At 71.8% G+C, this 13477-nt stretch carries 13 protein-coding genes; 6 read left to right on the plus strand and 7 right to left on the minus strand.

What is annotated here, in order from left to right; translation table 11 throughout:
- The first annotated feature begins 12 nt into the window (after positions 1-12).
- Both thiM and glsA read left to right on the plus strand, forming a co-directional pair.
- On the plus strand, positions 13-840 hold the full coding sequence (thiM, locus tag RC2_RS06140) for a hydroxyethylthiazole kinase (RefSeq protein ID WP_068150146.1): 828 nt from the start codon (positions 13-15) through the stop codon (positions 838-840).
- Positions 837-2009, plus strand: coding sequence for a glutaminase A (gene glsA / locus RC2_RS06145; RefSeq protein ID WP_068150072.1), 1173 nt, complete (start codon positions 837-839; stop codon positions 2007-2009). Before thiM ends, glsA begins: the two co-directional genes overlap by 4 nt.
- On the opposite strand, the gene RC2_RS06150 is transcribed toward glsA, so the two are convergent.
- Genes RC2_RS06150 through RC2_RS06160 form a run of 3 tightly spaced genes read right to left on the minus strand, consistent with a single transcriptional unit; the run spans position 1978 to position 5373 of the window.
- Positions 1978-2868: a pseudouridine synthase gene (locus RC2_RS06150; RefSeq protein WP_068150149.1), complete on the minus strand. Its 891-nt coding sequence runs from the start codon at positions 2866-2868 to the stop codon at positions 1978-1980. The genes glsA and RC2_RS06150 overlap by 32 nt on opposite strands.
- The gene (trhO, locus tag RC2_RS06155) at positions 2865-3713 is read right to left on the minus strand and encodes an oxygen-dependent tRNA uridine(34) hydroxylase TrhO (protein WP_068150075.1); all 849 of its coding nucleotides are present in this window, start codon (positions 3711-3713) and stop codon (positions 2865-2867) included. The genes RC2_RS06150 and trhO overlap by 4 nt, the downstream gene beginning before the upstream one ends.
- 25 nt (positions 3714-3738) lie before the next feature.
- Entirely contained in the window at positions 3739-5373 is a 1635-nt protein-coding gene (locus RC2_RS06160) for an alkaline phosphatase D family protein (protein WP_068150077.1), read from the minus strand.
- A 440-nt stretch (positions 5374-5813) separates the two neighbouring features.
- Between RC2_RS06160 and RC2_RS18400 the strand changes: the two genes are divergently transcribed.
- Both RC2_RS18400 and RC2_RS06170 read left to right on the plus strand, forming a co-directional pair.
- Positions 5814-6161 (plus strand): hypothetical protein, encoded by a 348-nt coding sequence (locus RC2_RS18400; RefSeq protein ID WP_082895602.1) that lies wholly within the window; start codon positions 5814-5816, stop codon positions 6159-6161.
- A gap of 48 nt (positions 6162-6209) precedes the next feature.
- Entirely contained in the window at positions 6210-7238 is a 1029-nt protein-coding gene (locus tag RC2_RS06170; protein WP_068150080.1) for an NADPH:quinone reductase, read from the plus strand.
- Between the two features lie 41 nt (positions 7239-7279).
- Here RC2_RS06170 and RC2_RS06175 read toward each other — a convergent pair whose 3' ends face one another.
- Together RC2_RS06175 and RC2_RS06180 are read right to left on the minus strand one after the other, a co-directional pair.
- A complete protein-coding gene (locus RC2_RS06175) occupies positions 7280-7816 on the minus strand; it encodes a hypothetical protein (RefSeq protein WP_068150086.1) in 537 nt (178 codons plus the stop codon).
- A gap of 84 nt (positions 7817-7900) precedes the next feature.
- Complete coding sequence (locus RC2_RS06180; RefSeq protein WP_174552302.1) at positions 7901-8407, minus strand: mycothiol transferase; 507 nt, start codon at positions 8405-8407, stop codon at positions 7901-7903.
- 146 nt (positions 8408-8553) lie between these two features.
- Here RC2_RS06180 and RC2_RS06185 point away from each other — a divergent pair, with 146 nt between their 5' ends.
- Entirely contained in the window at positions 8554-9378 is an 825-nt protein-coding gene (locus RC2_RS06185; RefSeq protein ID WP_068150091.1) for a TspO/MBR family protein, read from the plus strand.
- Between the two features lie 41 nt (positions 9379-9419).
- Positions 9420-10976, plus strand: a complete 1557-nt coding sequence (locus RC2_RS06190; RefSeq protein WP_068150152.1) for an aldehyde dehydrogenase (NADP(+)) — start codon at positions 9420-9422, stop codon at positions 10974-10976.
- 73 nt (positions 10977-11049) lie between these two features.
- Here the strand turns inward: RC2_RS06190 and RC2_RS06195 are convergent, their stop codons facing one another.
- A complete protein-coding gene (locus tag RC2_RS06195; RefSeq protein WP_068150093.1) occupies positions 11050-12180 on the minus strand; it encodes an acyl-CoA dehydrogenase family protein in 1131 nt (376 codons plus the stop codon).
- Between the two features lie 22 nt (positions 12181-12202).
- Positions 12203-13378, minus strand: a complete 1176-nt coding sequence (locus RC2_RS06200; RefSeq protein WP_068150095.1) for an acyl-CoA dehydrogenase family protein — start codon at positions 13376-13378, stop codon at positions 12203-12205.
- Positions 13379-13477: the final 99 nt, after the last annotated feature.

Below are 13477 nucleotides of genomic sequence, written 5' to 3' on the forward strand. Positions count from 1 at the left end.
TACACCGGGGTCATGAGTCCCGCTTCGATCACCGCCGAGACCCTGGCCGACGCTCTCACCGCGCTGCGCGACCGCGCTCCCCTGGTGCACGCCGTCACCAACTACGTCACCGCCGGATTCACCGCGAACGTGCTGCTGGCCGCCGGGGCGAGCGCCGCGATGGTCGACAATCGGGACGAGGCAGCACTTTTCGCCGGTGTCGCCGACGCCGTCCTGATCAATCTCGGCACCCCGCACGACACGGCCGACGTCTATCACGCGACCGCCCGCGGTGCGCGGGAGGCGGGCACCCCGTGGGTGCTCGATCCCATCGGTGCGGGCGGTCTGCCCTGGCGTGGCGCTCTCGCGGCGGAGCTGCTGCAGTACCGACCGGCGGCCGTGCGCGGCAACGCGTCCGAGATCATCGGGCTCAGCGGCCTCACCGGCGACGGTGGATCCGGCGGGAGAGGACGGGGCGTGGACTCCTCCGACGATCCGGCCGACGCCGTCCCCGCGGCCCTCGGCCTGCTGGAGTGGGCAGGGGCCGTGTCGGCCTCGGGTGCCGTGGACCACGTCGTCTCCGCGTCCGGAACCACCCGAATCACCGGCGGTTCCGTCCTGCTCACCCGCGTCACCGGCACCGGCTGCTCGCTCGGGGCGCTGGTGGCGGCCTACTGCGCGGCGGTGCCCGACGTCGGGCTCGCCGTCGCCGCGGCCCACACCCACGTCACGGTGGCGGCCGACGTCGCCGCCGAGCGGGCGTCGTCACCCGGCAGTTTCGCCGTCGCGTATCTCGATGCGCTGCACGAGGTCTCGCCGGACGACGTCCGCCGTCGAGCCCGGATCGAGCACGACGCGTGAGAAGTCCGATCACCGACTACCTGGAGGACGTCGTCGCGTCCTGCACGGGGGACGACGACTCGCCGCTGTCCGTCGCCGTCGTCACCGTCGAGGGCACGCGGTACGGCGCGGGCGACACCGAGGTGTCCTTCCCCATCCAGTCCATCTCGAAGGCGCTGACCTACGCCCTGGCTCTGGACGACCACGGCCTGGACGCGGTCCACGAGAAGATCGACGTCGAGCCGTCCGGCGACGCCTTCAACGAGATCTCGCTCGAGGCCGAGACGGGCCGACCACGCAACGCGATGATCAACGCCGGTGCCATCGCCGCACACTCGCTGGTCCACGGAGCCGATGCGACCGAGCGCGCCGACCGGATCCTCGCGTTGCACTCGGCCTTCGTCGGGCGGGAGCTCGCCGTCGACGAGAGCGTCGTCGACGACGAGATGGCGGGGGCGCACCGCAATCTCGCGTTGGCGCACATGCTCGCGTCGGTGGGTGTGCTGGCGTGCGACCCGCACGAGGTGGTCGAGGGGTACGCCCGGCAGTGCAGCATCGACGTGACGAGTGTCGACCTCGCGGTTCTCGCGGCCACCATGGCCAACGGCGGGGTGCATCCCGACAGCGGGGACCGCGTCGCGTCGAGTGCCGTGATGCGCCAGGTGCTCTCGACGATGACGACGTGCGGGATGTACGACGGCACCGGCGACTGGATCGCCACCGTCGGGATTCCCGCGAAGAGCGGGGTGTCCGGAGCCGTCATCGGGGTGCTGCCGGGGCAACTCGGCATCGCCGTGCACTCACCCGGTCTCGACGACCGCGGCAACAGCATCCGCGGAGTGCGCGTCTTCGAACGCCTCTCGCGCGACATGGATCTGCACATGATGGACATCGCCCCGTCCGGACACTCGGCCGTGCGCGCGACGCGCACCGACGGCGACGGCACCACCTACGAACTGCAGGGCGACATCCGGTTCGCCGGCGCCGAGAACATCATGAGCCGGGTGCTCGACGACGGCACCGACGACGGCGACCCCGTCACGTTCGACCTCGAGCCGGCCCGCGCGATCAACGGGGCGGCGATTCGCCTGCTGACCGAGTTGATCGAGCGACTGCGGCGCGACGGGCGCGACGTCCACCTCGCGGACCCGAACGGACTCATGGACCACCGGTCGGCGGACGCCGGCTGACGAACTCCCGCCGCACCCCGGTGAGCGGATCGTCGAACTCCAGCCGGCGCGCGACGAGTTGCAACGGCGTCGAGAAGTCGTCCGCGGGCACGGAGACGAACTCCGGGTAGAAGGGATCGCCCACGATGGGGATGCCCAACGACGACAGGTGGATTCGGAGCTGGTGGGTGCGCCCGGTCCGTGGGCGCAGCCGGTAGCGAGCGTGCTCGCCGCGCCGATCGAGCAGGTCGATCAGGGTTTCGCTGTTCGGCTCGCCCGGCACCTCGACGGCCGTCATCACCCCGTGCTCCTTGAGGATGCGCGACCGCACGGTGCGGGGGAACTCCAGCGCGGGGTCGTACCCCGCGAGCGCCTCGTACTCCTTGACGGCGCCGCCGCCGGGGACGAAGAGGTCCTGGTACGCGCGTCGGAAGCGCGGTGCGGTGGTGAAGAGCAGCACCCCGGCCGTCGCCCGGTCCAGCCGGTGCGCGGGCGTGAGGTCGGGGTCGTCCAACAACCGCCGCAGCCGCACCGTCGCCGTCTCGGTGACGTGCCGCCCCCGCGGGATGGTCGCGAGGAAGTGCGGCTTGTCCACCACGACGATCGCCTCGTCGCGGTGGAGGATCTCGAGCTCGAACGGCACCGGCACCTCGGGCGCCGGGGTGCGGTGGAACCACACGAATGCGCCGGGGCGATAGTCGGTCTCGGGCGTCCAGGGGCGGCCCCGCTCGTCCACCACCTCGCCCGCCACCATGCGGTCGGCCCACGGTTCGGGTGGCTCGAGGGCGGCGAGGTAGTCGAGCGTGGTGGGCGGGTGCGCCCCGTGCGGCAACCGAATCCGCAACGGCGGCAGGCCGTCGCGGAACGGGAGCGGCGTCACGCCGGGGCGCACTCGGTGCAGCGCAACGTCAGGGAGCGCCCGCTCCCGTCGTCGAGGTCGACGTACCGTGACGTCGGATGGCCGCAGCCCGAACAGGTTCCGATGACCGCCGGGTCCGGCGAGAACGCAACCGTCCGCCGCTCGTCGAACACGAAGAGCGATCCCCGCCACAGCCCGTCGTCACCGAATCTCTCGCCGTAGCGCACGATGCCGCCGTCGAGCTGGTAGACCTCCTCGAATCCGCGCTCGCGCATGAGGGCCGAGAGCACCTCGCACCGCACCCCGCCCGTGCAGTACGTGACGACGGGGGTCGACCGCAGATGGTCGTAGACCCCGGCGTCGAGTTGGGCGACGAAATCGCGCGTCGTCTCCACGTCCGGCACCACCGCACCGTCGAATCGGCCGACGGCCGCCTCGAAGGCGTTGCGGCCGTCGAAGAACACGACGTCGTCGCCGCGCTCGGCGACCAACGCGTGGACCTCGTCGGGCGTGAGCGGCGTCCCGCCGCCGACCACCCCGTCCGCGGTGACCCGTACGCGATCGGGCACGCCGAACGTGACGATCTCGGGCCGGACCTTGACGCTCAGCTTCGGGAAGTCGTCGCCGTGCCCGTCGGACCACTTGACGTCGGCACCGGCGAACGGGGGGTACTCCCGGGTTCCGCGCACGTAACGCTTGACCGCCCGTACGTCTCCCCCGACGGTGGCGTTGATGCCGTGCGGGGAGATCACGATGCGCCCCGTCAGACCGTGCGACGACGCCAGCGCGAGCTGCCACAGCCGGATCGCCTCCGGGTCCGGCAGCGGCGTGAACACGTAGAACAGCACGATCTTGGGGGTCGCCACGGACGCCCAGAATACCGGCCGGCGTTCAGCCCAACGGTGCGGCCGGCGACACGGCCTGCGTTCCGCTGGGCACCCGGTAGCCCGCTCCGACGTAGGCGGCGGTGTTCGGGTCCTCCTTGTCGACCAGGTACCAGTGGTCCATCTGCACCGCCGCGGGCGTGACCTCGAGGACCCCGAACCCGTGGGTGTCGAGGTCGACGTACTTCACGTGGTGGTTCAGTCCGCGGAACGCGCCCTCGGCGACGCGGCCGACAGTGTGTTCCGGCACTCGCAGGAAATCGTCGATGTTGGCCGACGTCACGGAGGTGACCACCAGTTCCGTCGCCACGGTCCCCGCACCGGGGTAGTTCGCGGCGTCGACCGGGATGTCGCATGCCCAGGACGAGTGGATGTCACCGGTGACGAAGACGGTGTTGTCCACGCCGTTCGTCCGCAGCGCGTCGAGCAGGCGTGCCCGGTCGGCGGTGTAGCCGTCCCACGGGTCGGCGTTGTAGGACACCCCGCCGGCCGGGAGGCCGAGCAGTTGCGTGACGGCGCGGGTGGTCTCCGGCTCGAGCGGTGGGATCAGCGTGGGGGTGATCATCACCGGGTTGCCGATGACGCGCCACTGCGTCGAGGAGGTCACGAGGGAGTCGGTGAGCCAGGCCATCTGCCCGGCGCCGGTGATGGTGCGGTTCGGCGAATCCACCGCGGCGCCCTGGAACGGCAGCACCTGCTGTGACCGGTAGGTGCGCAGATCCAGCATCGACAGTTCCATGAGCGTGCCGAAGCGCAGGCGGCGGTAGAGGTGGCGGTTGTCCGGCGTTCCGGCCGCGCGCACGGGCATCCATTCGTAGTACGCCCGAACGGAATTCGCCTTGCGGGTGGCCCAGTCGCCTTCCGTGGCCGGCTGGTGGTTCTGCGCGCCGGTGTCGTACGCGTCGTTCGCCGACTCGTGGTCGTCCCACGTGCAGATCCACGGCACGCCGAGATGCGCGGCCTGCAGATCGGGGTCGGTCTTGTACTGGCCGTGGCGGATTCGATAATCGGCGAGGGTGACGATCTCGTGCACCGGGTCGTGGACGCGCACCACCCCGTTCTTGCCTTCGAAGCCGCCGGTCTCGTACTCGTAGATGTAGTCGCCGAGATGCACGATCGCGTCGAGATCGGAGCGGGCCGCGAGGTGGCGGTACGCGCCGAAGTAGCCCGACTCCCAGTTCGAGCACGACACCACACCGAAGCGCAGGCGGGCGACCTCGGCGGACGTCGCCGGCGCCGTGCGCGTCGTCCCCGTCGGCGAGGTCTGCCCGGCCGCGGTGAAGCCGTAGTGGTACGACGTCGCGGGCGCCAGACCCGAGACGTCGACCTTCACGGTGTGGTCGGCGTCGGCGGACGTCGTGACGGACCCCGAGCGCACCACGTCCGTCAGGCCGGCGTCGCGCGCGACGACCCAGGAGACGACGACGGCCGGTCCCCGGCCGGAGCCCGGCAGCGCGTCCGGCATCGGGGTCACGCGGGTCCAGAGGATCACCGCGTCGGGCAGCGGATCGCCGGAGGCCACCCCGTGCCGGAAGACCCCGGCCGGATCGGCCGCCGCGGCGCGGGCGGTGAGCACGGACGCGGCCCCCACTCCGGCGGCGACGGCGGTGGACTCGAGGAAGCGGCGGCGGGTCACGGGCACGCAAGCAAGTTCAGGGCACGGACGCCCCGCGGTCAAGTGAACTCGTGGATTCGCCGCACGTCGGTTCCCAGTGGTTTCCCGGGAGGCCACGGCACCGTACGCCCAGCACCGGATCTCCCCGACCGGTCCCACCCGATGCTCTGCCGACTCGAAGGACACGACCATGACCGCTCCGTCCCGCACCACCGGCCCCACCCGTCTCGTCACGACGCGCCCGGACACCGCGCCCGCGTCGACCGTGCGCAGCACCGGCGCCCTGCTGGCCGTCGGCACCGTCGCCTGGGCCGTCGGCATGGCGATCGCCGGCGAGCACGAGGGTTTCGGGTGGCAGTCGCTGCTCGGCGGCGCCACCGCCCTGCTGTTCCAGGCCGGCATCGCCCGACTCCTGCTGCTGCAGTACCGGACCGCCGCCATGGGGCGAGGGACCCCTCGCCCGCGGCGTGTACCGCCTGCAGTCCGTCTTTCTCGCCGGCGCGGTGGTCTCGACGCTGCTGGACGCCTTCTGGTTGCTGCACGGCACCCCCGTGTGGATGGCGTTCGACCTCTGCTGGCCGCTGTCCGTGGCGACGATGGTCGGCATCGGCGTCCGCGTGGCGATCGCGGGCCGCTGGACCGGCAGCATCCGGTGGACGACGCTGTGGGCGCAGTCCTGGTTCGTCACCTCGATCCCGGTGGTTCTGATCGTGCGCGACGCGGGCCTGTGGGTCGCCTCCGCTCAGCTGATCTCCGGGTACGCCGTGCTCGGTCTGCTCCTCGTCCGCCACGAGACGGTCCGACCGACCCGCTGATCCGGCCGCCAGGAACACAGACCCGGGTCACGGTGGTTGGGACCGAACATGAAGGCAATCGTCTACACCGAAACCGGTGACCCCTCCGTCCTGACCGCCGTCGACCGCCCGGTCGCCGACCCCGGTGCCGGCGAGGTGCGCGTGCGCCTCGCCGTCGCCGGGGTCAACCCGACGGACTGGAAGTCCCGCACCGGTGCTGGGCCCGGACAGAAGCCCGCGTTCGACGAGGTGGTTCCCGGCCAGGACGGCGCCGGCGTCGTCGACGCCGTGGGGCCCGAGGTGGCCGGCCTCGGCGTCGGTGACCGCGTCTGGCTCCTGCTCGCCCAGCACGAGCGCCCCACCGGAACCGCCGCCGAGTACACCGTGGTCCCGTCCGATCGGGTGGTCCGCCTCCCCGACGACGCCTCCTTCGACCTCGGTGCCTCGCTCGGCGTCCCGGCCGTCACCGCCCACCGGGCGCTGACCGTCGCCGAGGACGGCCCCGACCGGCTGCACCCCGGCGCCCTGTCCGGAAAGACCGTGCTGGTCGCCGGCGGCGCCGGTGCCGTCGGCCACGCCGCGATCCAGCTGGCGCGCTGGGCGGGCGGCACCGTGATCACCACCGTCAGCGGACCCGAGAAGGGCGAGTTGGCCACCGCCGCCGGCGCACACCACGTGGTGAACTACCGCACCGACGACGCCGCGAGCCGCATCCGCGAGATCGCGCCGGACGGGGTCGATCTGATCGTCGAGGTCGCACCCGCCCAGAACGCCGAACTGAACGTGGCCGTCGCGGCACCACGAGCGTCGATCGCGATCTACGCGAACAACGGCGGCGACGCCGTCACCCTGGACATCCGTCCCAGCATGGTCGGCAACCTGCGCTACCAGTTCGTGCTGCTCTACACCGTCGGCACCGCGGCCCTCGAGGCGGCGAAGCACGACGTCGCGAATGCCGTTGCAGCGGGTGCACTCCCGGTCGGCGAGGAGCACGGTCTGCCGCTTCACCGCTACCCGCTGGACCGCACCGCCGACGCCCACGCCGCCGTGGAGAACGGCGCCACCGGCAAGGTGCTCGTCGACATCGCCTCCATCTGACGGCGTCCGCCCGACCTGCACGGCTCACGTGACCTGTGCGGTCAGGCCCACTCCACCGACTCGGCAGCCGCGACGTCGCTCAGCACGGCGGTGATCACCGGCGCGAGTGGAGTACCGACCCGCTCGGCCAGCACGACCGCGACCGCGGACCCGACGCGCAGGGCGATGTCCGGCGCCATGCGGTCGACCGTGACGGGGGCCGGCACATCGTCGGGATCCTGGCTGCCCGGATCCTGGACGTCGACGTCGACGTCGCGACGCTCCGGCTCCGGGTGCACGCCCAACGTCCCGAGCACCACGGCGACGACGTCCGTCGGGTCGAGCGCCGGGCTCCGGTGCGCCACCTGCCGGACCAGGGCCGAGACGCCGTCCGAGTCCACCCCGTCCGCGAACGCCGCCTCGAGCAGCAGCCGCAACATCCCGGCAACGACGTCCTCGACCCGCACGGGCAAGGCCACCAACGCGGCGATCGCGGGCTCGACGTCGTCGGCGTCGCAGGCCGTCGCCTCGGTCAGACGCAGCACGGCGTCCGCGAGATCGTGGGCAGCGGGTGGCCAGGACGCGGGCCAGGAGGTCATGAGGAGGGTCCCTTCGTGGTGGGGCGGGCGGCCCACCCGGGCCGCGAGGGCACACCCTCGCACGGCCCACCGACAGCGGCCCGGCTACCGGCGTTCCAGGACCCCGCGCACGTAGGCCGCCTGCCCGACGTGCTGCAGATCGTCGGACAGGACGCTCACCAGGCGCACCGCGAGGGTCACGGGCGGGTCCCAGTTCTCGTCGACGACGCGGTCGAGATCCTCGGCGGACACACCGCCCAGGTACTGCGCCGTGCGGTCGTGCACCGCGTCGACGTACTCCAGCAGCAGTGCGGCGGGCGGGGTGACCTCGGCGACGTCGTCGCTCGACTGGCCGTAGCCGATGTCGCCGTCGTCGAAGGGTAGGCCGAACCGGGATGCGAAGCCGGCCGAGGTGTACACCTGCTCGGATCCCGCGACACCGGCGACGTGATCGTCCTGCACGCGCGCCAGATGCCAGATCAGCCAGGCGATGGTGTTGGCCTCGGGGTCCAGCCGCGCGGTCATGGCCTCGTCGCTCAGCCCGTCGAGGGTGGCGTGCACCGTCTCCTTCACCCGCTCGAATCCGTCGATCAGGACACCTCTGTGGTCCACCGCTGACTCCGTCCTGCATGCGCGGGCGCGCATGCTCCCCGTTCGGAATGCCCGAGGAGCCGCGGACTCACACGCCCCGCCGGTTTTCCGACAGCCCCCGGCGGGAACCCTCGGGCCACCCGCCGCACGAACACCGGAGACACTCGATGACCACGCAGACCACCCGGCCCGGACGATCCGCGACCACGCCCGACCGCCCCGGTGTGATCCTCGTGATCGTCAGCGCCCTCGTCGCCGTCGTCGGCGGCTTCCTCGGCTCCGGCGCCGTGATCGGCACCCCGATCGCCGAGGCCGCGGACGGCGCCTTGAGCGCGACGGCGACGCTCGTCGCTCCGGCCGGTCCGGCCTTCTCGATCTGGTCCGTGATCTACCTCGGCCTGCTCGCCTACGCCGTGTGGCAGGCACTCCCCGCGCAGCAACGGTCGGCGCGGCAGCGAATCCTGCGCCGCCCGATCGCCGCGACGATGCTCCTCAACGCCGCGTGGATCCTGGTGGTGCAGTGGGGCCAGGTGTTCCTCAGCGTGGTGGTCATCGTCGCCCTCCTCGCCTCCCTCGCCGTGGTGTTCGCACTGCTGATCCGGCATCCCGTCGAGCGAACCTCCACCGCGGCGACCGCCGTCGACACCGTGGTGACCGACGGGACGTTCGGCCTCTACCTCGGCTGGGTGACCATCGCGACCGTCGCCAACGCCAGTGCGTGGCTCGCGTCGATCGGCTGGACGGGAGGCGCCACCCTGTGGGCCGTCGTCGTCCTCGTCGTCGCCGCGCTCGTCGGACTGTTCCTCGCCCGCGTGTCGGGCGGCCGGATCGCCCAGGCCCTGTCGCTGTCCTGGGGACTGGCGTGGGTGGCGCAGGGGCGACTGGCCGGGGAGAACGTCGACACGGTGGTCGGATGGACGGCGGCCCTCGCGGCCGCGGTGGTGCTGGTGGGCACGCTCGCCCTGCGCGTCACCGCGCGACACCGTCGCTGACCGTGGACGCCGATGCCCTGACCGCGCCCCTGGCCGGCGTGATGACCGTCGCCGGCGCGACCCGACGCGGCGCCGGCGAGTCCGTCCACGGACGCAACCCCGCCACGGGCGAGACGTTGTCCCCCGCCTACCGCTACGGCGGCGCGGCCGACGTCGCCGATGCCTGCGCGGCCGCGGAGGACGCCGTCGACCTCGTTCGCGCCACCCCGACGGATCGTCGCGCACGGTTCCTGGAGGCCCTCGCCGAGCACCTCGAGGCGCTCGGCGAGACGCTGATCGACCGGGCGGCCGCCGAGTCGGGCCTGCCCGTCGTGCGCCTCACCGGCGAGCTGAGCCGCACCACCGGGCAACTCCGACTGTTCGCCGACGTGGTGCGCGAGGGCAGCTGGGCCGACGCCCATCTCGATCCGGCTCTGCCCCATCGCACTCCGCTCCCCCGACCCGACATCCGCCGGCGAGCCGTTCCGCTCGGCCCCGTGGCGGTGTTCGGGTCGAGCAACTTTCCGCTCGCGTTCTCGGTGGCCGGCGGCGACACCGCGTCCGCACTCGCCGCCGGATGTCCGGTCGTCGTCAAGGCGCACGACGCCCACCCGGGCACGTCGGAATACGTCGCCCGCGCCGTCGTCGCCGCCGCGGACGCGACCGGCATGCCTCCGGGCGTGTTCTCCCTGCTCTACGGCGACGGCCCCGGGCTCGGCACAGCGCTGGTCACGGATCCGCGTATCGCCGCCGTCGGCTTCACCGGATCACGTTCCGCCGGAACGGCTCTGATGCGCGCGGCGGCCGGACGCAGGGTCCCGATCCCGGTCTACGCGGAGATGAGCGCGGTCAACCCCGTGTTCCTGCTCCCGGGCGCCCTCGCAGCACGAGGGGCGGAGCTCGGCCGCGCCTTCGTGGACTCGCTCACCCTCGGGGTCGGGCAGTTCTGCACCAACCCGGGGCTGATCGTGGCCGAGAACGGGCCCGGGCTCGACGCCTTCCTCGCCGCCGCGGCCGACGCGATCGCGGCCACCGAGCCGGCCCCGATGCTGACGCCGGCCATCGCACGAAACTACGCCGTCGGCGTGGAGGCCCTGACGACGGTCGCCACCGAGATCGCCCGCGGCCCGGAGACCGACGCGCCGAACGCCGGACGCGCGGCGCTGTTCACCGTCGACGCCGGCACCTTTCTCTCGGACCCGACGCTGCACGACGAGGTGTTCGGCGCGTCGGCCCTGGTGGTGCGGTGCGCCGATGCGACCGAGACCGAGCGGGTGGCCCGCGCGCTGGAGGGTCAGCTGACGGCCACCGTCCATGCCGACGACCGCGACCGGCCGACGGCCGGGCGGTTGCTCGGCATTCTCGAACGCACGGCCGGTCGCATCCTGTTCGACGGGTGGCCGACGGGCGTCGAGGTCGGCCACGCGATGGTGCACGGCGGCCCGTATCCGGCGACGTCGGACGGCCGCTCGACGTCCGTGGGCGCCCGAGCGATGGACCGGTTCCTGCGCCCCGTCGCCTACCAGAACGTGCCCGCGGATCTGCTGCCGAGCGCGATCGCCGACGGCAATCCCGACGGCATCGTGCGTCGCGTCGACGGCCGGTTCACGCGCGACTGACGCGACACGCCCCGAACGCACGAGCGGCCGGCGACCCCCGTGGGGATCGCCGGCCGACGTCGTGGCGCAGGTGTCAGGACACCCCGAGCATCTCGTGGTCCTTGACCACGCCGGTGATGACCCGGAGGTGGTCGTCGACCCCACCGAGAGTGTGCTCGATGGCGGTCAGACGCGAGAAGTAGTGCCCGACAGGGTATTCGTCGGTCACGCCGATTCCGCCGTGCAGCTGGATGGACTCCTGGCCGATCTGCCGGGCGGACCGCCCGATCTGCAGCTTCGCGCGGGAGGCCACGACGGGGTCCGCGGTGCCGTCGGCCAGCGACATGGTGGCGTAGAGCGCCATGCTGCGGGCCAGTTCCAGCTGGACGTACATGTCCGCCGCGCGGAACGTCAGAGCCTGGAACTTCGACAGCGGGACACCGAACTGCTTGCGCTGCTTGAGGTACTCGGTGGTCAGGCGCAGCGACTCCTCCATCGCACCCAACGCCTCGGCTGCGAGCGCGGCCTGTGCGCGGACGTTCGAGGCGACGATCGCGGCGGTGGCGTCCCCGCCGTCACCGAGCGGCTCGGCCGCGGCGTCGGTGAACACGATCGAGGCGCCGCGCAGTCCGTCGTGCGTGCGGTACGGCGTGCGCGCGACCCCGTCGGCGTCGGCGTCGACGAGGAACAGCCCCACGCCGCCGGACGGCAGTGCCGCACTGACGACGAGGTGGTTCGCCGAGTTGCCGTGCAGCACGGGGTTCTTGGTGCCCGAGACGGTGAACGAGCCACCCGACTCGCTCGCCGTGGTGGACACCTCGGCCGCGGGCCACCGGCGACCGGGTTCGGTGTGAGCGAAGGCCAACAGCGTCTGCCCCTCGGCGACCGAGGGCAGGATCCGCTGACGCTGCTCCGCGGAGCCGACCTCGGAGATCAGACCACCGGGGATCAACACGCCGTCGAGCAGCGGCTCGGGGGCGAGGCGCCGACCGATCTCGGTCATCACCGCGAAGGTCTCCACGGGACCGGCGCCCATGCCGCCGTCCTCCTCGGCGAAGCTCAACCCGAGCAGGCCGAGTTCGGCGAACTGCTTCCAGACCGACTCGGTCCAGCCGCGCTCGCTCTCCACGGCGGCCTTGCGCTTCTCGTTGTCGTAGCTGCGGCTCAGGACCTCACGGACGGTGTCCCGCAACAACTTCTGCTCGTCGTCCAGTTCGAATTGCATGTGACGTTCTCCTGCGTGAGGTCTAGAGGCCGAGGATGCCGGAGGCGATGATGGTGCGCTGCACCTCGTTCGAGCCGCCGTAGATGGAGGTCTTGCGGAAGTTCAGGTACGTCGGAGTGGCGCGCTGCGCCCACACCGGCGTCGGAATGTCCTCGCCCGCCTCGAAGGGCAGCGAGTCCGGTCCCGCGACGTCCGTGAGGATCTCGGTGGCGAGCTGCTGCAGCTCGCTGCCGCGCAACTTGAGCACGGACGACGCCGGGTTCTCCTTGCCCTCGACGTAGCTCGACACGATGCGCAGCTGCGTCAGTTCCAGGGCGAGAACCTGGTTCTCGATCTCCGCGAACCGTGCGGCGAAGACCGGATCGTCGAGCAGGGTGCCGTCACCGACGGCGGTCTGCGCGGCGAGTTCCTTGGCGCGAGCCAGCTTGGTCTTGGTGAAGCCGAGCCGGGTGATGCCGGTGCGCTCGTTGCTGAGCAGGAACTTGGCGTAGGTCCAGCCCGCGTTCTCCTCGCCGACGAGGTTCTCGGCGGGCACGCGCACGTTCTCGAACCACACCTCGTTGACCTCGTGGCCACCGTCGATGAGCTTGATGGGGCGCACGGTGATGCCGGGGGTCTTCAGATCCACCAGGATGAAGGAGATGCCGGCCTGCTTCTTCGGCGCATCGGGGTTGGTGCGCGCGAGCACGAAGATCCAGTCGGCGTACTGCCCGAGCGTGGTCCACGTCTTCTGCCCGTTGATGACGTACTCGTCGCCGTCGCGGATGGCGACGGTGCGCAGCGAGGCGAGGTCCGACCCGGCTTCCGGCTCGGAGAATCCCTGGCACCACCAGATGTCCAGGTTCTGCGTCGGCGGCAGGAACTTCTGCTTCTGCTCCTCGCTGCCGAACGTCGCGATCACCGGCCCGACCATCGAGATGTTGAAGGCCAGCGGCTCCGGCACCGACGCGAGCTGCAGCTCGTCGAGCCAGATGTGGTGCTGCATGGGGGTCCAGTCCTTGCCGCCCCACTCGAGCGGCCAGTGCGGGCTGGCCATCCCGTGCTTGTTGAGGATCTGCAGCGTGGTGACCATGTCCTCGCGGGACAGTTCCTCGCCGGCGGCGTTCCGCTCGCGGATGTCGGCCGGGATCTCGGTCCGGAAGAAGTTCCGCATCTCGTCGCGGAACGCGGCTTCGTCCTCGGTGAGTGCCAGGTTCATGAGTGACCTTTCACAGTCGGCATGTCGTCTGCTCTGCACCGTACTCCCCGGTAACTCCGGGGCGAAGGGGCGGTGACCAGGCATGCGGCCCGCACCTCC

Source organism: Rhodococcoides corynebacterioides NBRC 14404, from assembly GCF_001894765.1.
In the GTDB taxonomy this organism is placed as follows: domain Bacteria; phylum Actinomycetota; class Actinomycetes; order Mycobacteriales; family Mycobacteriaceae; genus Rhodococcoides; species Rhodococcoides corynebacterioides.